The sequence below is a fragment of the Marinobacter alkalisoli genome (assembly GCF_045449855.1).
Taxonomy (GTDB): Bacteria; Pseudomonadota; Gammaproteobacteria; order Pseudomonadales; family Oleiphilaceae; genus Marinobacter.
Map to the genome: position 1 here is coordinate 70222 of NZ_JBJJLC010000031.1, position 22896 is coordinate 93117.

At 58.7% G+C, this 22896-nt stretch carries 17 protein-coding genes; 6 read left to right on the plus strand and 11 right to left on the minus strand.

The genetic code is table 11. The annotated features are described in order from the left end of the window. Positions 1-5 precede the first annotated feature (5 nt). The 3 genes from ACJO5Y_RS13220 to ACJO5Y_RS13230 all read right to left on the minus strand — a co-directional run bounded on the left by ACJO5Y_RS13220 (position 6) and on the right by ACJO5Y_RS13230 (position 4942). Positions 6-1016 (minus strand): hypothetical protein, encoded by a 1011-nt coding sequence (locus ACJO5Y_RS13220; RefSeq protein WP_406987802.1) that lies wholly within the window; start codon positions 1014-1016, stop codon positions 6-8. Between the two features lie 135 nt (positions 1017-1151). Continuing rightward, entirely contained in the window at positions 1152-3794 is a 2643-nt protein-coding gene (locus tag ACJO5Y_RS13225) for an AAA family ATPase (protein WP_406987804.1), read from the minus strand. Further along, positions 3791-4942, minus strand: coding sequence for a metallophosphoesterase family protein (locus ACJO5Y_RS13230; RefSeq protein ID WP_406987805.1), 1152 nt, complete (start codon positions 4940-4942; stop codon positions 3791-3793). Before ACJO5Y_RS13230 ends, ACJO5Y_RS13225 begins: the two co-directional genes overlap by 4 nt. 178 nt (positions 4943-5120) lie before the next feature. On the opposite strand from ACJO5Y_RS13230, the gene ACJO5Y_RS13235 reads away from it, so the two are divergent. After that, the gene (locus ACJO5Y_RS13235) at positions 5121-5783 is read left to right on the plus strand and encodes a hypothetical protein (protein WP_406987807.1); all 663 of its coding nucleotides are present in this window, start codon (positions 5121-5123) and stop codon (positions 5781-5783) included. Between the two features lie 51 nt (positions 5784-5834). Here ACJO5Y_RS13235 and ACJO5Y_RS13240 read toward each other — a convergent pair whose 3' ends face one another. Both ACJO5Y_RS13240 and ACJO5Y_RS13245 read right to left on the minus strand, forming a co-directional pair. Beyond that, positions 5835-6458 (minus strand): L-threonylcarbamoyladenylate synthase, encoded by a 624-nt coding sequence (locus ACJO5Y_RS13240; RefSeq protein WP_406987808.1) that lies wholly within the window; start codon positions 6456-6458, stop codon positions 5835-5837. Beyond that, positions 6455-6799, minus strand: a complete 345-nt coding sequence (locus tag ACJO5Y_RS13245) for a BolA family protein (RefSeq protein WP_406987809.1) — start codon at positions 6797-6799, stop codon at positions 6455-6457. Before ACJO5Y_RS13245 ends, ACJO5Y_RS13240 begins: the two co-directional genes overlap by 4 nt. Positions 6800-6914: 115 nt before the next feature. Here ACJO5Y_RS13245 and ACJO5Y_RS13250 point away from each other — a divergent pair, with 115 nt between their 5' ends. From ACJO5Y_RS13250 to ACJO5Y_RS13265, 4 genes are all read left to right on the plus strand, one after another. Next, positions 6915-9083, plus strand: coding sequence for a DNA topoisomerase III (locus ACJO5Y_RS13250; protein ID WP_406987811.1), 2169 nt, complete (start codon positions 6915-6917; stop codon positions 9081-9083). A gap of 67 nt (positions 9084-9150) precedes the next feature. Beyond that, positions 9151-9876, plus strand: a complete 726-nt coding sequence (locus ACJO5Y_RS13255) for a response regulator transcription factor (protein ID WP_406987812.1) — start codon at positions 9151-9153, stop codon at positions 9874-9876. A 1-nt stretch (position 9877) separates the two neighbouring features. Then, complete coding sequence (locus ACJO5Y_RS13260; RefSeq protein WP_406987813.1) at positions 9878-11524, plus strand: FecR family protein; 1647 nt, start codon at positions 9878-9880, stop codon at positions 11522-11524. A gap of 33 nt (positions 11525-11557) precedes the next feature. Then, positions 11558-14137: a CHASE2 domain-containing protein gene (locus ACJO5Y_RS13265; RefSeq protein ID WP_406987815.1), complete on the plus strand. Its 2580-nt coding sequence runs from the start codon at positions 11558-11560 to the stop codon at positions 14135-14137. A gap of 18 nt (positions 14138-14155) precedes the next feature. On the opposite strand, the gene ACJO5Y_RS13270 is transcribed toward ACJO5Y_RS13265, so the two are convergent. The 5 genes from ACJO5Y_RS13270 to ACJO5Y_RS13290 all read right to left on the minus strand — a co-directional run bounded on the left by ACJO5Y_RS13270 (position 14156) and on the right by ACJO5Y_RS13290 (position 20785). Next, entirely contained in the window at positions 14156-14392 is a 237-nt protein-coding gene (locus ACJO5Y_RS13270; protein WP_406987816.1) for a fibronectin type III domain-containing protein, read from the minus strand. A 636-nt stretch (positions 14393-15028) separates the two neighbouring features. After that, complete coding sequence (locus tag ACJO5Y_RS13275) at positions 15029-15655, minus strand: condensin complex protein MksE (RefSeq protein WP_406987818.1); 627 nt, start codon at positions 15653-15655, stop codon at positions 15029-15031. Further along, positions 15648-17075 (minus strand): hypothetical protein, encoded by a 1428-nt coding sequence (locus tag ACJO5Y_RS13280; RefSeq protein WP_406987819.1) that lies wholly within the window; start codon positions 17073-17075, stop codon positions 15648-15650. The genes ACJO5Y_RS13275 and ACJO5Y_RS13280 overlap by 8 nt, the downstream gene beginning before the upstream one ends. Continuing rightward, on the minus strand, positions 17068-20010 hold the full coding sequence (locus tag ACJO5Y_RS13285; protein ID WP_406987820.1) for a coiled-coil domain-containing protein: 2943 nt from the start codon (positions 20008-20010) through the stop codon (positions 17068-17070). Before ACJO5Y_RS13285 ends, ACJO5Y_RS13280 begins: the two co-directional genes overlap by 8 nt. Continuing rightward, complete coding sequence (locus tag ACJO5Y_RS13290) at positions 20003-20785, minus strand: hypothetical protein (protein WP_406987821.1); 783 nt, start codon at positions 20783-20785, stop codon at positions 20003-20005. The genes ACJO5Y_RS13285 and ACJO5Y_RS13290 overlap by 8 nt, the downstream gene beginning before the upstream one ends. Positions 20786-20876: 91 nt before the next feature. Between ACJO5Y_RS13290 and ACJO5Y_RS13295 the strand changes: the two genes are divergently transcribed. Then, positions 20877-21455 (plus strand): CIA30 family protein, encoded by a 579-nt coding sequence (locus ACJO5Y_RS13295; protein WP_406987823.1) that lies wholly within the window; start codon positions 20877-20879, stop codon positions 21453-21455. Here the strand turns inward: ACJO5Y_RS13295 and ACJO5Y_RS13300 are convergent. Then, positions 21381-22793 (minus strand): NADH:flavin oxidoreductase/NADH oxidase family protein, encoded by a 1413-nt coding sequence (locus ACJO5Y_RS13300; RefSeq protein ID WP_406987825.1) that lies wholly within the window; start codon positions 22791-22793, stop codon positions 21381-21383. The genes ACJO5Y_RS13295 and ACJO5Y_RS13300 overlap by 75 nt on opposite strands. Between the last annotated feature and the right edge of the window lie 103 nt (positions 22794-22896).

A 22896-nucleotide genomic window follows, 5' to 3' on the forward strand; every position in this document is an offset into this window, starting at 1 on the left:
GTCTGTCAGAAAATCAGATCATCACAGCTTTCATAAAATTTCGTATCAGTGCTATTGATCTCGACCACAGCTACGTGAGCGGGGTCAGTGGTAACGTCCATATCCTCACCATATCGAATCTCGGCAGAGGTATTGCCTTCGCCTCCAAGCCTGATAACGCCCCTGATTGGGCAAGTATCACCGTCGGGAACGAACACCGGTTCAACTGTGGAGATATCAATATACCCATCAATAGCCGAACCAATGAGCTTGGACGCAAGCGAGATAACCACGCCTGAGTTATCAACGTCCAGAGTGGTCAATGCATTGGCGATGGCAAAGTAATCGTCCCCGATGATGAATTCCAGCGCGTCGGTCCGGTAGGTTTCAGTCCGCTCGTCGCCACTCTCAACGATCTTCCAGTCATCCACTCCCTTGACAACAATATCGTCGCCGTTATCAAAAACGGTCCCGGTTATATCAAACACCTGAAAACCTTCATTGCCACTGCTTATCACTTCGTTGACATAGAAATAATCGCCATTCAGGACGATACGTCCAAACGTCGGTGTGTTCAGATCGCAGCTGTTAAAACGCCAGCGCTCGTCGTCACTCACATCGTCGCTGTTTACCGTGATGACAACCTGTCCGCCATTATCACAGTCGTAGGTCAGTTCATTGTCCGAGATACTGGGCGACGATGAGGTTACCGCGGTATCCACCTCTTCAATCAGGCGGTAAGCGTTTTCAGCGTCGTCGTACAATACTAGAATTTTATCAGTGTCTGCCTCGCCGCTGATGGTCACTTGCCGATCTGCATAACCATCGGGATCGACAGAAATATCAGAGTCGGAAGGGCGCTGGGTTTCGGTGCGGTCGCCGCTACTGCTACTTCCACCTCCGCCACCACCGCAGGCGGTTAAACCCCATGCGCATACGAGTGCCAGAATTCCGGCAGTTGTTGTTTTGACCACAGCAAGTACTCCCTTTTGTACCGGCCGGCGCGAACAGGTGAACCGGATGGTTTCGCCTGACATCCTTTCGCGTCTTCCTGAGCTCACTCATAAACCAGTGGGCCGAAGCGGCCCCTGATTACATAATCGATACACCTGTAAGTGAGAGTAGTCTATGCAACAAATTTCCGGCATTATTTTGCAAGATTTGACGATTATTTAATCGGCGGTTTTTAACGCCTCAAGATCCCGCGGCGCCACGCCCAGATCCTGCCAGTTTTCCGGATGGCAGGTGAACAGCAGTACCTGATGCCGGCGGGCGGCGTCGAACAGAATGCGCTTCATCTGGTCCAGGCGCTGGCGATCACTGTGCACCAGGGTGTCGTCCAGAATAATCAGGGTTGGTCGCCCGGCTTCCCGCAGCAAATCCGCGTAGGCCAGGCGGCTGATCAGCCCCATCTGTTCCCGGGCGCCAAAGCTCAGTTCCAGGACATCTCCGGTTTCCTGGCCCTGTTGGCCGGCACGGGTCAACTGGCCGGGCATCAGGTTGTCGTCCACGTCCAGGTTGGCCTTGGGGAACAGTACGCCCAGATAGTGGTTCAGGTGTTTTTGCAGCGGCGCCTGGAGACGACGGGTCAGGGCCTGGCGCTTTTCCTGCAGGAGTGTGAGCAGCAGATCCAGCGCTTCCGCACGCCGATGCAGCTCGGTATAACGGCGAACCGCATGCTCCAACCGTGCCGCCAGCTCTTCCCTTTGCTCTTCCAGCCCTTCTGCGCCCTGACTTTCCAGTTTGCTTTCGAGACTGGTCAGCTCCAGGGCTTCCTGCTGGTGGCTGCGCTCCAGTTGTTCGGCGCTGGCTTTGAATCGGGCCATGTCCTGTTGCAGCAACTCCGGGCGGGCTTCGTCAATCTGCTCCTGCCGTTTGCTGACGGACAGCTGCAGGCGTGTTTCCCGTTCCCCGGTTTCCGCAATTTGTGTCTGGAGGGATTGCTCGGCAGCCTGGCGTTCCGGGTTTTCCAGTTCACCCTTCAGTTGCTGCCATTCCGCCTGCGCGTTCTCCTGCGCCTGGGTGGCGGCGAACAGTTGCTTGCTGTGTTCCTGCAGGTTGCCATCCGCCTCCCGCAATTGCTGTTCCGCCAGTTCCAGTGCCGCTTCCGCACTGGTCAGGGACACCGGTTCCCCCGGAATCTCCGACAGCGCCCTCTGCTCCGACTGCAGCTGTTCCAGCCTTCTGGCGAGTTCCTGCTGCTGACTCTCCAGCACGTCCACGCCCTGGGGCGCAATGGACGCCAGCAATGCTTCCAGGCGCTGGATGGTTTCCTTACGTTGCGCCTGCTGCTCAGCCAGTTTTCCCGCCTGTTCGGGGGAGTCCACTTTCATGGATTTCAGCTGGCTGTCGTAACTTTCCTGTAGCCGCTCCAGCTGGCGCTGAACCCGGGCGAGGTCGTCACCGCCAGGAGTAATGGTCAGCTCGCCGATACCGGGTAATGCCAGGGTCGTGGCTTCCAGCAGCAGTGCATCGCCCTCTCCCCGAACGGATTCCCCGTTCAGTGTTACCGCCTGACCTTCTTCCAGCGCGTAATGCAGCCGGGTGGCGATGGCCTGTGATCGAATCCGCTCCTGTTCCAGTTGGCGCTGGGTCTTTCTGAGGGTTTCCAGTGCTTCCAGGTCAAGAGGGTTGGCCTGTTGTTGGTTGCGGGTTTCCTGAAGCTCGGCCTGATGGGCGCGGGCCTTCTCCAGGTTTTGACCAAGAGCCTCCAGTTGCTGCTGCAACTGCTTGATATCGTTGTCCAGACGGTTGCGCTGTTCCTGCTCCTTTGCCACCCGCACCTGCTCACGCGCTTTGTCGTAGGCCTGCCTGGCCTGCTGCTGGGCAACGGTCACCAGTTCTTCCCTGGTCTTCAGGGTATTCACGGTTTCTTTGCAGTGTGCCAGCGTCTGCTCACGCTCGGTCAGCTTGCGGGCGGCCATTTGCGATTGCTGCTGTTGCCGCCGCAGAAGCTCAAGATTCTGCCGGCAGTCATCCAGCGCCTGCTGCTCCCGCTTTTGTTCCTGTTGCCACTGCTCAATTTCCCGGAAGCGGTTTTCCGCCTCCCGTTGGCTCTGGCGGGCGGCTTCCCACGGGCGTTCCTGCTCATTGCGCTGATAACGCTGGCGCAGCTCCCCTAACCGGTCAACCATGGACTGGTAGTGCGCCACCCGCTCGTCCAGGGCCGCCAGTTCGGCGGCCAGCTTGCTTTGTTCCTCGCCCAGGCGGGCGTAATCGCCCCGGGGCTTGCCGGTGGCTGTCAGCAATTCAGCGCGCTGGGCCTGCACCTGCTGGATGACATCGTCCCCGCCGCTGCTGGCCACTTCGCCCAGCAGGCTGTTGAGGGCTGATTTCAGGTGATCGCCGGCATAGGCAACGGCATCGTGAACATTCTGGCCACTGCCCTGCTCGACCCATAGCAGGCCCGGAATCCCCCAATGCTTGTCCTGGCTGGCGCCACGGGAAGCAAACTGAAAGCCCAGCAGGTCCGCCAGCTTGTCTTCCGCGTCCTCTCCCGAGTAACTTTCGCCGGCCACCTGGAGGTCACAGCGTTTCTGCTGCAGGAAGCGCTTCCTGAGCTGCCACTGAACGCCCCGGCATTCAAAATCCAGCTCCACAGACGGCGCTGCCGATGAATCGCCCCATGGTCTCAGATCATCCACACTGCTGGATCGGTGGCGTTCAAAGAAGGCCGCACGAATGGCCCGCACCAGGGTACTTTTGCCCGACTCATTGGGGCCATGAACGAGATTGAGGCCTGGCTCCAGCTCACCCAGTTCGAGGGGCTGACGGAACTGCCGCAACTGTTCAATGCGAAGACGCTGCAGTTTCATGGCTGGCCCTCCCCGGCGCTCTCTGACACCGGTTCGATACGATCCCGCAACAGGCTGGTCAGAATCGCCAGCGCATCCCGCGATGTGGCGGCCTGATCGTGATCGGTACTTTCCTGTTGCTCCCTCAGTTCACCAATGACCTCGCCCAGGTAGCCGTCCGCGTTGAGTTCGGCAATGTCTTCATCGGTGGGCTGAAGGGCCAGCTGGCTGCGATCGCACTGCACGCTTCGGTGCCGGGCCTCGGCCACGGACAGGGCGTGGAGAAGTTTCTGCTCGCCGGCCAGGTCCACTTCGCCGGACAGCCGTATATCGACCACCGCCGGCGCCGGCAGGTCTTCCAGTCTCTGTAGCAGTTCATCCAGATCCGTGGCCACACTGAGATGTTCCCGCCACTGCACCCACTCGAACTGTCCAGTGCGATGACGGCTGACGTTCGGTTCCGCCCCCGGCCCGGTAATGTCCACCACCAACGCCACACCGGCCTCGTTGTTGCGGAACCGTTCCGGTTCCGGGGTACCGCTGTACCAGGTGCGGGCGTTGATCTGTTTCACGCCATGCCAGTCACCCAGGGCAAGATAATCCAGGTTTGCCTGCGCGGCCCGCTCAGCGGCAATCGGGTTGGCCGAATCGATATCGTCCGCCAGCAAGCCCTGGACGCTGCCATGGGCCAGACCGACACGCAGCAGTCCCGGAGGAGTTTCCAGATGAGCAAAGTTCTCGGTGAGGTCACTGTGGGTATGCCGCTGGGTCAGGGGGGCAGCCAGAACGGCCAGTCCCTGCTCTTTCAGCTCGACAACCCCCGGCTCCAGGGCCAAGTGGACGTTGTCGGGCACCGCATTCAGGCGTCGGGCACGGGTCCATACACTTTCCGCCAGGGCGGCATCGTGGTTACCGGGCAGCATCACCCAGGGGCCGGTAAAACCAGACATGGCATTGAACACCCGGCGAATGGTCCGATCCGCCACGGTCTGGGCATCAAACACATCCCCCGCTACCAGAACCGCATCGCATTGCTCATCGCTGGCCAGCCGGGCCAGCCGTTCAATGGCGGTAAACCGGGCTTCCGCCAGCGCGACCGCGTCGTCGTTATCAAATCGGCTGTAGTAGCGGCCCATCTGCCAGTCTGCGGTGTGAAGAAAACGGGGCATGACATTCCTTTTCAGCGGATCAACGAATCTGGCTGCTAACTCTACGTTCAATCGGCGGCTTAGTGAACCGTTCGGTAGCTAGCACAAGATGACTCGATTGGCCCGATTTGTGCAGAAACCCGATCCATACGTTCGAATTCTGTCACAGACCAGCCGTGACGATGGGAGGAATACAGCCGTGTCGCTGCTGACATCACTGATCAAAGCCAGCACCCAGTTCCAGACCGCCATGGAAAAGCGCCCTGCGGCAGCCGGTGACCAGAACCCGGGCAAAGCCGCTGGCGCAGCAGCTGCCGAGCAGCTGGCATCGCCCACCGATGACCGGTTTACCCGCTCCGCTCCGGAGAACCCGGATCTGGCCGCGCTGAAATCGAGGAAGCTGTCGGTCACCGATTACAAGCAAACCGTAGGGCAGGACCTTGCCTTTGTGAAAGAAACCTTGCGGCACAAACTTGCCGAGTACGGTATGCATCCGGCAACGGCGATCAACGTCGCCAGGGACGATAGCGGAAACGTTCAGGTAGACGGAAAACTGCCGGAGGCAAAACGCGGTCAGATTGAGCAGGATTTAAACCACAACAAGGGGTTTCGTGAAGCCTTCAGCCGTCTGAGCGTGAACGAACCCACCCTGCACTTCGTGGACAACGCGCTCAAACTAAATAAGGCCTACGGCGTCAACAACTCCCTGCTGGACACGATGGTCAGCGATAACCAGCAGTTCAACGGCCTGCAGGACCTGGTACACCGTTACGACACCCTACGTAAATCCGTTGGCGCGGAGCAGGTGGAGGCCGCCGGCCACCGCAAACACTACGCTTTCAGTTTCAATACCCGCGCCTGACGCGGCTCCGGATACAAGTAAGGCCGGTATTCCGGCCTTACTTTGAACAGATCAAAGCTGAAATGGCCCCGGATCTCCCTTACCAGTCCGGGTGACTTCGGGTACGTCATCGGTCATGTTCACCACCGTTGTCGCCTCAAAGCCACAAAAACCGCCGTCGATAATCAGGTCCAGCTCATGCTCGAGGGTTTCGCGGATTTCGTAGGGGTCCGTCATGGGATCGGTTTCCCCCGGCAGGATCAGGGTGCTGCTCATGATCGGCTCACCCAGCTCTCCCAGCAATGCCTGCACAATGGGGTTGTCCGGCACCCTCAACCCGATGGTGCGACGCTTTGGGTGCAACAATCTGCGCGGCACTTCGCTGGTGGCATCCAGAATGAAGGTGTAGGGCCCCGGCGTGAAAGTCTTGAGCAACCGATACTGGGTATTGCCCACCTTGGCATACACACCGATGTCCGACAGATCCCGGCACATCAGGGTGAAATTGTGCTTGTCATCCAGCTTGCGAATCCGCTTGATCCGGTCCGCCGCCTGCTTGTCCCCGAGATGACAGCCAATGGCGTAGGCCGAATCCGTGGGGTAGACGATCACCCCGCCATTGCGAAGAATATCCACCGCCTGCTTGACCAGCCGCTTCTGCGGCGTCTCCGGGTGAATCTGGAAAAACTGGCTCATTGACTCTCTCCTGACTTCATGGCCGGATCCTTTTTGGACCCGCCCATACAATTCGGTGACTCCGGCGCCGATTGACCGGAATCCACCCACTCCTGGGGAGAGTATAGATGCAAGGCCAGCGCATGAACCCCACCCGCCAGTTCATCCGCCAATACCTTATAGATCGCCTGGTGCCTTTTCACCTTCATCTGCCCATCAAAATCCGCTGACACCAGGGTAACCTTGAAGTGGGTTTCGGAGTTCGGCGGCACACTGTGCTTGTGGCTTTCGTTTTCCACCTGCAGGTGGTTTACCGCAAAAGCCCGTGACAGTTTCTCTTCGATTGCGTTCTGAATCTTCATAACCGTTGTAACTCCTTAACTTTCCATAACCGAAGCATACTACACAGGGCAAGAACCTTGACACACCCATGCCAAAAGGCCATCTTCCCCTCCCAATCCGAACGCACCCGAAACCATGCACCTGTACATTGCCGAAAAACCCAGTCTGGGCCGCGCCATTGCTGCCGCCCTGCCCGCCCCGCACCAGAAAGGTCCGGGCTGGATTCGCTGTGGCCAGGGCGACAATGCGGTCACCGTCAGCTGGTGCATCGGTCACCTGCTGGAACCGGCGGAGCCGGCACAGTACGACCCACGCTGGAAGAAGTGGCGGCAGGAAGACCTGCCCCTGGTGCCGGAGCGCTGGGAAGTCACCCCGAAGGACAGCGTTCGCCAGCAGCTCAACGTGCTGGAATCCCTGATTCGCCAGGCAGACACCATCGTCCACGCCGGCGATCCCGACCGCGAAGGCCAGTTGCTGGTCGACGAAGTGATCCGCTATTTCGGCGCTACCTGCCCGGTCCAGCGGATACTGATCAACGACCTGACCCCGGCAGCCGTTGCCAAAGCCATCCAGACACCAAAAGACAACCGGGAGTATCGCCGGCTGTCGCACTCGGCCCTGGCCAGACAACGGGCTGACTGGCTGTATGGCATCAACCTGACCCGCTTTTACACCCTCAGCTACCAACAGCAAGGCCAGCAGGGTGTCTATTCGGTGGGCCGGGTACAAACGCCGGTACTCGGGCTGGTGGTGGAACGCGACAACACCATTGAGAACTTTGAGCCCAAGCCTTACTACCGCATTGAAGCAACGTGCCACGGAGTGGAACCGGACAGCGATCCGGCATCGTTTACTGCCCGCTGGCTGGCGGATGAGGCGTTTCGTGAACACCTGGATGAAGAAGACCGGTTGCTGGACAAGGCCACGGCCGAGCAGATTGCCGCGGCTGTGGAAGGCCGCCCCGGTCGCGTTACCGAATCCCGCTTCCGCGACCGCAACGAAGCCCCCCCGCTCCCGCTGTCACTCTCCGCCCTGCAGATTGAAGCCGGCCGGCTGTTCCGCATGGGCGCCAAGGACGTACTGGATACCGCCCAGAACCTGTATGAACGACACCAGCTGATCACCTACCCCCGGTCCGACTGCCGCTACCTGCCAGAGGGGCATTACGGGCAACGGGAAAGCGTGGTACGCGCGATCGGCAAGGTGTCACCCGAACTGACTCCGGCCTGCGAACAGGCAGACCTTTCCCGGCGTACGGCCGCCTGGAATGACAAGCAGGTCGACGCCCACCACGCCATCATTCCGACCAGCCGATCAGCGTCCAACGGCAAACTGACCGCGGCGGAAGAAAAAATCTACGGTCTGATCAGTCGTTACTACCTGATGCAGTTCAGCGCCGACGCCGTTCACCGGGAAGGCCGTTTGACCGTTACCATTGGCGAACATCGGTTCCGCGCCACGGAAACCGCGGTGCTGACACCCGGCTGGAAAGCCCTGGAGATCCGGCTCCGGGAAGGCCGGCAAGAGCCGCGGAAAGCACCGCTGCCACGGCTGGAGAAAGACGAGCCGATACTGTGCGACCAAACCAGCATCAGGGAACGGAAAACCCAGCCGCCCCAGCATTTCACGGACGCCACGCTGCTGTCCGCCATGACCAATATCGCGCGCTTTGTCACCGATGCGGAGTTGCGCAAAACCCTGCGCGACACAGACGGCCTCGGCACGGAGGCAACCCGCGCGGCGATCATCGACACCCTGTTCAAGCGTGACTACCTGTACCGCGACAGTCGCCACATCAAGGCCACGGGCAAGGGCAAGGCGCTGATTGGCTCGCTACCGGAAACCGTCAGCAAACCGGACATGACCGCGGTCTGGGAAGCTGCGCTGGAAACCATTCGGCGTGGGGAAGGCGACCCGAGAAAATTCCTGGAGGGTCTGAAAGAGCAGATCCGGGGCTTCGTCAATGCCCCCATGGGAACACCGGGAGAACCAGGGACAGATCAGCCAGCCTCTCCCCACTGCCCCAAATGCCGCACGCCCATGCGTGAACGGGACGGCAAGTTCGGCCGGTTCTGGGCCTGCACCCGTTTCCCGGATTGCAACGGTACGCGCCCGCTGGAAGACCAGGCGCCTACCGACGGCACCAGCCAGAAACCCGTACCCTGCCCCCACTGCTTTTCACCGCTGGTTCGGCGCAAAGGCAAAAAAGGATGGTTCTGGGGCTGCAGTAATTTTCCCGCCTGCCGACAAACAGTTGATGACGACAATGGAACACCGGCTATTCGTTTACGCAATACTACATAACGATACTGAAGGCCAGCCGTTGTTCTGTGATAATGGGCCCCAAATTGAACATTCCCGGAGACGCTTGATGCGGATCGCTCTGCTTGAAGACGAACACGAACAGGCACAGCACATTCAGTCCATTCTCTCAGAGCGCGGGCATCACTGTGACAGTTTCCCCTCCGGCCAGTCCTTTCTGAGCGCGGTACTGCATCGCAGCTACGATCTGCTCATTCTGGACTGGCAGATCCCGGACATGACCGGCATCGAAGTGCTCGAGAATGTTCGTGCCCAACTGAACTGGCCCATACCCGTGGTGTTCCTGACCCAGAGAGACAGCGAGGCGGATATCGTTCGCGCACTGGACGCCGGCGCGGATGACTACCTCGCCAAGCCTGCCCGTGAAGCTGAGCTGGTAGCCCGCATCAACGCCCTGGCCCGCCGCACCCATCCGGACAATGAGAAAGAAGTGCTTCGGTACGGCCCGTTCGAGATCAATACCCAACAGCGCTCCATTCTCCTGCATGGTGAACTACTGACCCTCACCGACAAGGACTTTGACCTGACCCTGTTCCTGTTCCAGAACCAGGGACGCCTGCTGACCCGGGAAATGCTTCTGGAGCGGGTCTGGGGCCTGACCCGGGACATCAACACCCGCACCGTGGATACCCACATGAGCCGGCTACGCCGGCGGCTGGGCCTGAATCCGGAAAACGGTTTCCGGATCAAGACGATCTACCAGCGCGGCTACCGGCTTGAAGCCATGACCGCGAGCGCATCCGACGACCCGATCCCGACAACGGACCAGGCCTGATATGACGCACCGCATTGCCCGCATAAGGACTCTGCACAAGATTCTTCCCGCACTGGTGATCATGGCACTGACCATGCCACTGCAGGCCGAGTTGTCCATCAGCCGTGGCTCTCACGCCCTTGCCGGTCCTGGCCAGCAAGCCAACACCACGCCTGAGTGGCAATACACCCTGCGCCCCGGGGAAAGCTTCAGCGAAGTCGCAAAAGCCCTGCTGTCGAAAACAGTCCAGGCCCCACGCCTGCTTCAGTACAACGACATTGACAATGCAGCGGCTCTTGGCGAGGGTGATACCTTACGCATTCCACTGGCCTGGCTACAGCGTCAGCCGGACCCTGCCCGGGTTATCTCGGTATCCGGCCTGGTACAGCATATCTCCGGCAACAACGGCAGGAAGCAATCCCTGACCGCTGACACGCTGGTACGGGTGGGCGATGAAATCCTGTCCGGCTCCGGCAGCGCCACCGTTGAACTGGCCGACGGCTCCCAGGTACGGATCTCACCAGAGTCGCGGCTGATCTTTAACCGTCTGACCCAGTATGGAAAGTCCGGGATGGTGGATACCCGGCTACGACTCGATCACGGTGAGGTGCACACCCAGGTCAAGCCTGTGATTGAGGGCGGCGCACGGTTTGAAATCGAGACCCCATCGGCCGTGGCGGCGGTGCGCGGTACCGTCTTTTCCATGCAGTCAGGCCCCGGCACCACCAGCCTTCAGGTCACTGAAGGGGAAGTGAACTTCGGCCCCCGGGGCAAGACCCGGAACATTCCGGCCGGCTACAGTGCCAGTGTTTCCACTGCGGCCAACGGCAGCCTCAGCATTCACCGGCTGCCACCAGCGCCCACGCTGAATCCGCTGCCGCCCCAGATCAACCAATTGCCAACGGAACTAAGCTGGCAACCCAGTGGTGCGCCCGCTCACCGACTCGATATTTTTGAAGCGGAAACCGGCCGCTGGGTGGAAAGTCGCAGGATTGCCGGTGACCAGTACAATCTCAACCTGCTGGACAACGGCACCTACGAAATTCACCTGGCCGCCCTGAATAATCGCGGCACCCCTGGCATGCCTGGTGTGCTGGAAGTGGAAATCGACCTGAAAGCCAGTGCCGCCGAGCTTCTGTCGCCCGAGGCCGGCGCTACCGTTAACGACGATATGCCGGAGTTCCGCTGGGAACTGAAAGGCACCAACGAGGTCGCCCGTATCGAGATTGCCGAAGACAACGCCTTCCGCAATCTGGTGGCTACCAGCGAATGGGCGCCGGACAGCCAGGCGCTTCCCTCCAGACCGCTGACACCCGGCACCTATTACTGGCGCGTAGTCAGTGAGGCCGGCGGCAATTCGGTGGCGACCAGTGACCCCCGGGAGTTCATCGTCAACGGGACGTTACCTCCGGTGCGAATTATCAGCGTAAACTACGTTGACAGCCAGGTTCGCGTATTCTGGGAGAAGGTCGATACGGCGTCTGATTACCGCCTTCAGCTCTCGGAAGAGCCCGGTTTTTCCAATATCATCAAGGAAGCAACGTTGTCGGAAACCACGGCGGCCTTGCGCCTGATTCCCGGAAGACGGTATTTTGTGCGTCTTAAAGCTCTTTCTGACGGCCCGCTGGCAAGTCGCTGGGGACCGGGGAGGGAATTGTATTTGGAATAATCCATCGCACTCATACATCTGACAGCAGGGCTCATGACACGGGATTGGCTGCCGATAAAAACAACACCCCTGACCCTGGGCCTGCCACTGCTTGCCATACTTCTACTCCTGCAGGCAACCGCACTACCACAGCGTCTCGACTACTGGCTCTACGACGCCCAGATCACCACCCATCCCGCACCGCTGGACGATGACGTTGCTGTCATTGCCATTGATGAAATCAGCCTCGATCGACTGGGCCGCTGGCCGTGGTCCCGGGATACCCATGCCCGGCTCATCGAAAAGCTCGACAAGGCCGGAGCCGAGACCATTGTGTTCGACATCCTGTTCCCGGAACCCTCTGGCGAGGACCCGGAACTGGCCGCCGCCATGGAACAACATGGCAAGGTGGTGTTGCCGCTGTACCTGTCGCCCCCTTCGCGCAGTTACCTAATCAGCGAACAGCTGCCCACCAGTGATCTGGCGGCCGCTGCCTCCGCCCTTGGCCACGCCCATGTGGAATTGGACAAAGACGGCCTGGCAAGGGGGCTGTACCTGCTTAACGGTCTTGGCGACCACCTTTGGCCCAGCCTGGCGCTGGCCGCTTTGGAACACCAGGAGGGAGCTTACAAAACCACGGGGGATGACAGCCCTCCCGCCTTCATGAATGTGCGCCAACATTACCGCGCCGTTCCCATGGCCGGTGGCGCCGGCACGCTGCCAACCTATTCGTACGTACAGGTGCTGTCCGCGCCGCCGGCTCCCGAACTGTTTGATGGCAAAACCGTGTTTGTCGGCGCCACGGCTCCGGGCTTCGGCGACATACTGCCAACCCCCTTCTCAGGTCTCAATCGCCCCATGTCCGGGGTCGAGTTCCACGCCAACAGTTACTCGGCCCTGGTCAACGGAGAGCTGATCAAGCCACTGCCGACAACCCTGTCCCTGGCCATTGCAGTCAGCATTATTGCGATGCTGGCACTGCTCCTGCCCAGAATGCGCCCGACAAGGACATTGTGCCTGTGCCTTGCCGTCATAGCCGCACTCGTCATCGGGCATATGGGACTGCTTCTCGGGGCACGGCTGTGGCTGCCCATTTCCCATGCAGTACTGATGCCCTTCTTTGCCTTCCCGGTCTCCAGCGCCCTGCGACTGGCGATGACCAACCGTTTCCTCAACAGGCAACTGGACGACCTGGCCCGGGGACCACAGGTGGCCCTGCCGGAACCGTCACGGCGACACCCCACCCAGTTGCTGGAGCATTTTCAGGCCCTGCTGCAGCCGCAAGGCTGGTGGCTGTCAGAGGGCAGAGAGATCTACTCCGCCCGGCAACTGACGGAAAACGACATACCCAACCTGGATCAGGGACGCTGGATTCACACCAACAATCAGAGCTGGATCAGCCTCCGGCGCAGTGGCAGGGACTACACCCTCGGCCTGTTGCTCCCCAACGACCTCAGTCGGGAAGCCATACAGCGCTATCTGCGCAGGCTCACCCTGGACTCGCAGGGCAAGGGCCAGAATTCGGAAAAACCCAGGGAAAACATATCCGCGCGAATCGAGCGGGTCAGGCTTGCAACGGACCGCATGAACAACATACAGCAGTTTATCCGCCGCAGCTTCGAGCGAATGCCCGACGGCATCATTGTGACCGACGAACTCGGCGTGATCCGGTTCGCCAACGGCCATATTGAGGAGTGGTTCCAGGAGCCCATGCCAAGCCTGAGCGGGCTTCCCCTCGCTCGACTGCTGGAGGGGCATGATCCGCGGGAAACCCCACCCTGGCACGAAACCGTCTCGGAAACCCTCACAATGAGCCAGAGCCGAACAGTCGACCTGCACATCAGGAACAAGGATTTCCTGATCCATTTTGCCCCTTTTGCGCTGCCCGAAAGTCAGCAGAATGGCATCATCGCCAATATTTCGGACATTTCCGAGTTACGGGAACAACAACGGCAACACCGCGAGGCCATCGACTTCATCTCCCACGACGTCAGATCACCCCTGGTTTCACAGCTGGCGCTCATCGAACAACTGAAGCGCAATCCGGGGCACATTGAACCGGCGCAGCTTGAGCAATTAGGCCGGCTGGCACGTCGCAGCTATCACCTGGCAGAAGAGTTTGTGCAACTGGCGCGGGCGGAGCAGCTCACCGAAACCCGATTCTACGAATGCGAATTCCTGGCTATTGTCGAGAATGCCCGAGACAGCGTCAGCGAGCAGGCTGCGGAAAAAGGCATCCAGCTGGTACTACAAGGCACTGAAGATCTCTGGCTGAGAGGCAATGCCGAGCTCCTGGAACGGGCCGTGATCAACCTCCTGACCAATGCGGTTCAGTACAGCCCCAGAGGCTCTACAGTCAACATTCAGGTTTTCCTTGCCGGCCACCAGGCGTGCCTGACAGTGAGCGATGAGGGCAGCGGTATTGCCCCGGAAGAGCTGCCGCATCTGTTTGACCGGTATCGCCGACAAAAAAGCAGCGAACTGTCCGGAAACCATGGCACCGGGCTTGGGTTGTCTTTCGTCAATGTGGTGGTGGAAAAGCATCGGGGGGAAATTGCGGTATTCTCAGAAGTCGGGGAAGGCTCGGCATTCACACTCAAATTGCCGGTAGCCAATCCCCTTGGACATTCCTGAGACTTCAAAGCGCCAGAGTTAGCCCCGGATCTCCTTGCTTACGGGCTGGGAGGGTGCGCTGACAAGCCCTTCTACGTCCTCTACCTGAATGCTGAAATACCAGATGCCGTTGTCCAGGTTGGTGACCGTGTACTCCATGGTGTCGGCACTGTCGATACGCAACGTTTCGGTCAGGTTGGCGGGGTCCTGCCCATAGCGGATGATGTAACCGCTCAGCTCACCCATGGCAAGAGAGTCGTTATTAACACGGGTCATCGGGGCATTCCAGCTCAAATCAGCGGTTCTGTCCCCGTACTCTCCGACCACACTAGCGGCGGTACTACCATCTGAGCCCTGGGAGTCGTTTTTCACCGAATCACCACCCCCACCGGAAGAGCTGCCCCCACAACCTGTCAGGATAACTCCAATACATAACGCGGCAATCCATGCCTTTGACATTTTAATGACGCGCTTCATAAGCTATTTACACCAATATTTTGTCGAATAAGTGAAATTGTATAAAACGCGTGCAAGTATCAATGTGAAGGGTGTCATTTCCCTAATTACGAAATTGTCAATTTTTCGACAGAATGCGGTAATAACTTAAGGAAAAGTGCTGATATTTCGGGCAATTTTTTGCCTGATCGAGGAAAGCCTAAGGGGCGGGTGGTAGAAAAAAGTATTAGAAAAGGTGACAAGGAATAGTCAAAACAACGACAGGAATGTTACACCAAAGAAGCGATAGTTATCGGACGCAGCCTTCACGAATCATATCGTAAACCTGCTACGACCCGGCCCTATCAGAGTAGTCTCGTGCGGAATAGTAATGAAAACTCGTCCTGTTTGCACCTCCTCGCCCCCGAATGATCGATTAACCCTTCATCTGCGGCATCATCATGCTCTTGGTAGCTCCTAACCTTGCTCATACTCCCGAACCAGCTCCTGCAGGAAATAAAGACCGGCGGAACTCAGAAAGCAGCGACCCGCACCTGAACGAAACAGCAGATTTCGTTTATCGAGATAATCCAACGCTTCAGGAAAGCCTTTTTCAAAGCGCGCGGCCCTGAGAATTTCCTGATATTCCTCATCGCCCGCCAAGGCAGTGAGGTCTTGCTCATTCAATCCGGCATCGGGGCGGCCAAGGTAATCCAGATCCCGACCACTGCGCGCGAAATAACGCCCGATCAGCAGCAGTATCACCTGCACCCGGAAGGCGTTTTCGTCGTGCTCCTCACTCTCGTCATCGCTGCTTTCCTTGAGAAAGAAAAACGCGCCGGTTTCATTGAACACCAGCTCGCTGCCGAGATGCTCATAAAAGGTCCGGAAGTGGGAAAGGTGGTTGTACAACAGGTTGTATAGCGGATTGGCGCGCAGCTCGGAGCGGTTGCTGTCCCACACATCACGCACAATCACCCGGCCGGCCTGGAATTCGCGGTAAATAGCGGTGCTTTGGGCAGGCAGGATCTGGTCGAAAGTGCCCGAAGCTTGTGTAGTGTCTACAGGTTCGGTGGTTTCCATCGCGTCAGAGAATTCAGGCATGATGTTGCTCTTCTTGATTGACGGGCTCATCTGTTTCCAGACGACGTTTGCGGTAGACAAACTGCTCGCTGCCAGATGATTGATCCAGGGTTCGGAAACGGTTGGTGGTGACCACCTGTAGGCCGTCCGGTGGCAAGTTTACCAACCGGTTCAGAGCCGCCAGCAAATCCGGAAAGCGGTAGCCGGGGATAAAGCCGTCCAGGCGGCCGTGCAGCTCCCGCACCAGATCGGTGGTGGGCCGCAGTTCCAGGGTTTCCAGCCATTGATAAAGCTGGTTGATACGCTGAACATCAATGCGTGTGTGGCGGCCGCTGCCATCCACTTCCTGCAGAACCGGCACCTCGGCCTTACGGCGAAGATCGCTCAGCCGCAGTTCCAGTTCGCTGAACAGCAACTGGTAGTAGCTGGACGAATTACCGAAGGCATAGTGCTTCGGGCTCTGCTGGGCCCGCAGGCCCACCAGGAAGCCCGTGCTGCGGGCAAAATCCCCACCTTCCAGCCACTTTCGACGCAGGCTGAGGGTCTCAGTTTCGCCCTTGAGTTCCTGCAGCTTGCTGTAGAAATGCTCCATGGCGTTGTACTGGACCATGCCCTGGCGAGTCTTGCGCAGAAAGTGCTCCACCTCCTGGGCCACCGCCTGAATGGGTTTGTACAGGGCGTTAAGGCTGATGGAGGAACGGAACAACTGGTCCGCCAGACTGTGGTCGCCGTGGCTTTCCAGCAGCCGGACCATCGCTTCCAGGGTCTCAAACAGGTTGCTGCCATCGGGCAGGCGGGTATCCGGGTTCAGAAACACCAGGGTCGGTTTGATGTGGCGCTCGTACAGGGTCACGATCTGCTCAAACAGGTTCTGGCGGAATTCCAGGTATTTCTCTGGCGCCCGGCTGGCGTCGCCGGAAAGGTCTGCAAGCTTCGCACTGATGGTCTGCATGCGCAGGACATTCTGTCGCAGCAGGCCGATGAGTTGGCTGACCCTTTCGTTCAGGTCGTCCCGCAGTTCGGTGTAGTCCGGGTCGGCATCGCTGAAGCTGCTGGTTTCCAGTCGATTGCGCACATCCCGAAGGGTAACCAGATGGCCCCGCAGGCGGGCATCGGTCAGTTCCTGGTACAAAGAAGCGTTACAGGCCCGCATCAGGTTGATCAGGGCATCCTGGAACACCAGTCGCCGCTCGCCCTCGGCCTTGATGATGTCGATTACCAGACCGCTGCGGAACAGGTTGTCGGTGTTCAAAGCCAGACGCACCCTGTCCCGGTCCGCTTTCCCAAGGGCGCCGGTGTAGTCCATCACCTCGGCCACCAGGTCGCTTTCCCGGATATATCGGCTCTCATTCCGGTCCATACGCTCGATCATCCTGAACAGAATCTTTGGGTGCTCGAACAGAAGCCGGGTGGTGTCCAGGGTGCTGAAGCGTTTACTCATCCACCGGCTCCAGCAGACTATTCTGGGTCTGATCGCCCCAATGGCTCACGGCTTCACCGTTGGTAAAACCCTCGGCGCCACCCCAGAACACCAGGGTGCGCTGTGGGCTGTAGGGGCGTGCGGTGCGCATCTGCCCCACCTCCAGGTGCCGGCCGATCAGGTAGATCACTTCCGCGCTGGCACTGTGGGTGGCGGCGGAGAACAAGTTGAAGCCCTGCTTGCGTAAACGTTCCAGCAAAGACGGCATCTGGCTGATGTCCACGCTTGCCAGCTCGTCCAGCACCATGGGGAACGACAGATGCACGCCCGGATACAGCACTCGTTTTAGCAGCCGGTATACCAGTTCAAGATTAATGAGCGCCGTGGTGGAGGTGGACTGGCCCTTCTTATCCAGGTTAGCGGCGTTTTCCTTGCGGGTGCGGTAGGAAATACCGGTGATCACCTTGTCCATGGTCAGGTGCTTGCTACCGCCCTGCTCCCCGAAAAAGTCCGCCACAAACACCCGTAAACGGTCATAGAACGCGTCCGACTGTAGCTGGTTGCCATAAGGGTCGATGTTGTTGGCTTCTTCCACCAGATTGCGGAATTTTGGATCGGTGTGGATATCCACGCGGATTTCCACCAGATCGTTGATGCGTACGCCGTCCAGTTCGCGATTGAGCTGTGCTTCAAAACGGGCAATGTGCTCGTGGTTGGATTTCAGGGCCTGCCGGTAGCTGGCAACTGTCTCGTTATGGATCCCAACCTGCTGCTCCAGCACATTCCAGCGCTCAACCATGCCAGCAAACAGGTCCGACAAACTTTTGAAAGTCTCACGAATAACCGATGACGCCGGACTGTCCTTCTGCAACTCGCCCTCGGCATCTTCATGGATGCCCAGGTAGACGAACTGACGCAGGTGGTCGAGGATACTGCGACGGCGATCTTCCAGGTCGTCCAGCTGGGCTTGCAGGTCGTCAAATGCGGCGGCGGAGACCTGTTCAATGGCCAGTGGCTGCTCGGCTTCCACCACTTTCAGGTGCGGGAAACGGTGTTCCACGGTGCCCACGCTACGGCTAAGGCCCGCCAGTTCCCGCTCCCGCTCTTCGATTCGCTCTTTCTCGGTTTTGGCCCTGGCGACTTTTTGCTGCACGGCCTCCTGCTTCTCCTGCTCCAGCCGGGCCTGCTCTTCCAGTTTGGCCAGCTGTTCCTCCGCCGCCTGTTTTTCCTCGGTGGCATCCCGCAAGGTGGTGGCCGCCGCCGGGTAACGGCTCAGGGTATCCAGGTCTTTCTCGATGGCGCGGATTTCCTTTTCCGTGCGCTCGATCAGTTGGGGCCGGTCATGTTCCTGGTTCGCGGTGCCCGCCAGCTCGGACCGTTCCTTTTCCAGGCCGTGAAGTTCGCCTTCAATATACTGGCGCTGTTCGGCGAAGTTGGTCTGCCGGGGCGGCTGGGCCGGGTATTCGGTGTCAAACCAATCGTAACCGGAATCATTGGGCACAAACAGCCGGGCAAAAGCCTCAATGGCAGCCTTGCTATCGGCGTCCAGATCCTGGCCCGGGCTGGCCATGATCAATCGGGGGTCCACCGAGCGCAGCGGCGCGGCGGTGGCTTCGTCCAACTGGTTTTGCAGTTGCCATTGCTGCTTGCTTTCCCGATCCTTCAGGGATTCGAGTTTGCGTTCAAGTTCCTGCTTCTTCTTCTGGATCCGCTCCAGCCGGATCTCCGCCTGAGCGGCACTCTTCAGGGCAGCCAGATGCTCTTTCTTGCCTTCCAGCTCCTCTTTCTGGATGTCCTCGATTTCCTGCAGGGTCATCTCACCGTACTGGGACACCAGCAGTTTGCCGTCTTTCTGGTTCTGCTCCGCCTGCTTGATGCGCCGCTCTGCTGAACGGATCTCGCCCTTCAGGCCACTGGCGTCCTGCTCCAGTTTTTTCAGGGTCTGCAGTACATGGCGCAGCGTGTCGTTCTGCTCATTGAACGCATCCACCGCGGCTTTGCGCCTGGCACCAATGTCCTGCAAGGCATTCGCCACGCCATCCCGGAAAGCGGCAAAGTCGTGCTGACTGCGAAGCAGAGTCTGGTACGCCTGATAATCCCGGTATAGCTTTTCAAACCGGGGGCGCTCTTTTTCGATTCGAGTCAGCTGGATTTGTTGCTGCTTTAACTGGTCATGCCTATTGAGGAAGTCGTCGATGTTAAAATCGAAAGCATCGTCTGCAAACTTCTTGTCCGCTTCAATGATACTGGCGACCGCGTTGGCCATGGCCTGATCGTCCGCCTTCATTTCGAACAACAGCAAGATCAGCGTGCGCAGAGACTGCACCCGGCGCTCGTCGGACTCCCCGAGTGGCAACACGGAATAGCGCACCGCATCCGCGTTCATCAGCTCGCTGCTGTATAGCATGTGCTTGAGTTTGGCCGGATCGCTCACCAGCCGGGTTTCTTTGGAGAGTTTTTTCAGAGCCTCTGACAGGCGACTGAACGACAGCTCCGGCACAGCCTGGCCAATGCCGTCCTCATCCTCGCCATTCCAGAACAAAGGCCGCAGTTGGTCGTAGCCTACCGGTACAAAAGCCCGTCCGTAACTGAGCTGACTGGCATTGTCCCGGTAGAGAATCTGGCAATGCACGCCGGCCGGGTTCTCGGCCTCCATGATCAGAAAACTGAACTGGCTGGGAAAGTAATGCTGGTAGCTTTCCTCGTTGGTGTAAAAGCTGCCGGCGCTGGCATTGCGGAACGCAAATTTCTTGCGGCTGTTCTTGAAATTGTTCTCCGGTAACAGGAACAGACGCAGGGAATTCAACAGGCTGGACTTGCCCAGGTTGCCCGGCCCCAGAATCAGGCCGTGGTTGTCTACCGGAATTTCCACGTAGCAGAAGCCGGCGGAATCCACCAGCACAAGACGGCGTATGCCGAAGGTAAAATTGCTTGGGCTCGCCTGGAGTTCACTCATCCAGAACCATCTCCTGTTCCATGAATTTTCCGGTGGCTCGAAAGGCTTCTGCCAGGGACACAAATCCAAGCACTTCGGCCAGTGAAAGCGCTCTGGTAAAGCGCTCAGTGCTGTCCGGCGCCTTGCAGAAACAGTCTAGCCAGGGCTCCCAGTCGGTCGGCTGAACGAACCTGGCCTTGTCATTGAGAGAGGCTGCCATCGTCGAGAACATTTGCAGACCACCCGCATCATAATCGAATGCGCAAAATACGTCTTCGTAGCCCCTCAACCAGTCAAGAATCGCACCCCGGGTAATCCGGTTGCCCCCGCCCAACACCACATCACACTCCGCCAACGCCAGACGCTTGCCCAGCGCCTCACTGGCAAAGTTCAGCATCTGTCGATATTGATAGAAATTACGCTCGTTCTCCACTACCAGCACAGAGCGTGCGCGGTGAAAACCAATGTCGACAGAATCGTTTCCGATGACCACCACATCCGGCCGGCTGAACGCCAGACCCTGATGATAGGCCAGAAGAAAGCTGACGTCGGTGCCATGGCGGTGGGAGTTGCCCTTCTTCGCGGCGTCGACCCGGCTGGCCGGGGCCTCCGCCGTATTCTGCAACTGCGCGAAAGCGGTTTCATCCAGTATCGTGACCACCCACCGGTTGGACTGGACTCTCTCCGTGGCAAACATATCGCTATGGCGACGGCGAAAAGACTCCGGGAGTTTCTTCAGGAAGGCTTCGTAGTTAATGGGCTGGCCATGGAGGATTTTCTCGAGGTAGTCGTTCAACAGCTCACCACATTCACCCTTAACAGTTTTTTTGGACGTATATTTAATGAATAGTGTAACGCTATCAGGCGCCTACTGTATCGGGGACTTTTTGATCCAGAATGATACCCCTAGTCTTTGCAAAGCGATCGAGGGTAAACCAATGAAAGACGCGCACAGCACCAGCCACGGCAATTCTACCCTGGTTACATTCGATATTCAGGCCAAGCCGTTGACATGGAACTCCCTCGGTGACCAGGTGATGGGCGGACAATCGGACGGCAAACTGGTTAGCTCTGCGGAAGGAGTCGGCCTCTTCCACGGCACAGTTCGACTAGATAACGGCGGTGGCTTTGCCTCTGTCAAAGCAGACTTGCCGGAACCCGTCGATGCCACTCGATGGACAGGCATTGAATTGCTCGCACAGAGCGACGGCAAAACCTACAAGATCGGCCTTCGCAACAGCACGGACAGGCGCAGTATTGTTTACCAGCAGGCGTTCACACCGGGCACGGAAGACTGGAGCCGCATACAACTTCCGTTCAGTCAATTCATACCGACCTGGCGCGGCAAGACACTGACCGATGCGGAACCACTGAAGCTTGAGCACCTGGCTTCAGTCAGCCTGTTCGTTTCCGGGCGGCAGGTTGGTGAATTTCGTCTTAGGATGACGGATTGGGTTCTGTTCTGATCTTGAAATAGGGCGGGACTTCTTCACCCGACGGGCCCGGCTCAGTTCATCCTTCACATATGCCCCGACGGCTTTGAGGATACTCAGGTTCGGATCAGCCTCTTCGTCGTCCGCCAGCCGGAAAATCTGCTGGTAGTACCAGGCCTGCCCGCCCAGCACATTTACTATTTTGATTGGCATCAGCGGACTGACGGGCGAGAAAAATCCCCGCTGGGCAAGCTTGACGTGATCTTCGTGGCAAACGGTCTTATTGATGCGCCCTTCAAGCAGATCCCTGGGCGTATCTGGATCCGTACAGAGCGGCCGGCCAAGGCCAATCACGTCGGTTTCACCGCTGGCAACCACCTCTTCCATAAACGCTCGCGTCCGGAATCCACCAGTGACCATCAGCGGGCAATCGCACGCCTCACGAATCGTCTGGGCATAATCCAGGAAGTAAGCCTCCCGCTTGCGAGTGCTTTCCCTCATGGCCGGCCCATCGCTCGCCGTGTCGGCATCACCACTGTACCCGAGCAGCCGAGGCTGTTCGTAGGTGCCGCCGGACACCTCCAGCAGATCAATACCCTCCTCATTGAGCCAGCGCACCACGCGCACAGACTCATCGAGCGTAAACCCGCCCTTGCGGAAATCGTCGGAATTCAGCTTTACCGCCACCGGAAACTCCGGCCCCACAGCGGCGCGCGTCGCCCGGACCACCTCAAGCAAGAAACGGGCGCGATTCTCCAGCGACCCACCCCAGCGATCGGTGCGCTGGTTGGTGACCGGCGACAGAAAAGACGACAACAAATACCCATGAGCCCCATGCACCTGAACGCCGGTGAAGCCCGCCTCTTTCGCGATGCGGGCCACGTTGGCAAAGCGCTGGATAAAATCGAGGATCTCCGGCTCCGTGAGTGCCCGCGGGCGGGCATAGTTTCCCATCAGCGATAGCTGCACCGCCGAAGGCCCCATTGGGCTCGAGGTAACGTAACGCGGCGACTGCCGACCGGCATGGGAAATCTGCATCCACAAATGGTTGCCGTTGCGGGTGCCCGCTTCGGCCCAGGCTCGCAACTGCGCCATACCCTCGGGCTCGCCCTTCACTTTTGTTAAATCGGGCGCCGGATCAATGGCCACGTTACCCGGCCGTTCCAGCACCCGGTGATCAATCATCACGTTGCCGGTAATCAACAGGCCTGCCCCGCCATCGGACCAGCGCCCATAAAGGGTTTGATGGCGGTGGGTAGCGTGTAGCTGATCGTCTGCCAGCCCCTCGGTCATGGCGGCCTTGGCAATACGGTTAGGCAGGACTGCTCCGCAGGGGAGTTTCAGGGGTTGGGCGAGGGGCGATTCGGGCATGGCATCATCCTGATGGTTTGAGTTCGTTGATTATCAAATCACGATCGAAGCTATCATTGCGCCAGCTCTATGGGAATCAACACTGCGTTCCGTCTCAGAAACC

Bases quoted from the DNA above. Each gene is read 5' to 3' on its own strand.
- ACJO5Y_RS13255 (WP_406987812.1), top strand. From the start codon at position 9,151: ATGCGGATCGCTCTGCTTGAAGACGAACACGAACAGGCACAGCACATT.
- ACJO5Y_RS13300 (WP_406987825.1), bottom strand. From the start codon at position 22,793: ATGCCCGAATCGCCCCTCGCCCAACCCCTGAAACTCCCCTGCGGAGCA.
- ACJO5Y_RS13245 (WP_406987809.1), bottom strand. From the start codon at position 6,799: ATGAAGATTCAGAACGCAATCGAAGAGAAACTGTCACGGGCTTTTGCG.
- ACJO5Y_RS13250 (WP_406987811.1), top strand. From the start codon at position 6,915: ATGCACCTGTACATTGCCGAAAAACCCAGTCTGGGCCGCGCCATTGCT.
- ACJO5Y_RS13285 (WP_406987820.1), bottom strand. From the start codon at position 20,010: ATGAGTGAACTCCAGGCGAGCCCAAGCAATTTTACCTTCGGCATACGC.
- ACJO5Y_RS13230 (WP_406987805.1), bottom strand. From the start codon at position 4,942: ATGCCCCGTTTTCTTCACACCGCAGACTGGCAGATGGGCCGCTACTAC.
- ACJO5Y_RS13260 (WP_406987813.1), top strand. From the start codon at position 9,878: ATGACGCACCGCATTGCCCGCATAAGGACTCTGCACAAGATTCTTCCC.
- ACJO5Y_RS13280 (WP_406987819.1), bottom strand. From the start codon at position 17,075: ATGAGTAAACGCTTCAGCACCCTGGACACCACCCGGCTTCTGTTCGAG.
- ACJO5Y_RS13240 (WP_406987808.1), bottom strand. From the start codon at position 6,458: ATGAGCCAGTTTTTCCAGATTCACCCGGAGACGCCGCAGAAGCGGCTG.
- ACJO5Y_RS13225 (WP_406987804.1), bottom strand. From the start codon at position 3,794: ATGAAACTGCAGCGTCTTCGCATTGAACAGTTGCGGCAGTTCCGTCAG.
- ACJO5Y_RS13270 (WP_406987816.1), bottom strand. From the start codon at position 14,392: ATGACCCGTGTTAATAACGACTCTCTTGCCATGGGTGAGCTGAGCGGT.
- ACJO5Y_RS13220 (WP_406987802.1), bottom strand. From the start codon at position 1,016: ATGTCAGGCGAAACCATCCGGTTCACCTGTTCGCGCCGGCCGGTACAA.
- ACJO5Y_RS13275 (WP_406987818.1), bottom strand. From the start codon at position 15,655: ATGCCTGAATTCTCTGACGCGATGGAAACCACCGAACCTGTAGACACT.
- ACJO5Y_RS13265 (WP_406987815.1), top strand. From the start codon at position 11,558: ATGACACGGGATTGGCTGCCGATAAAAACAACACCCCTGACCCTGGGC.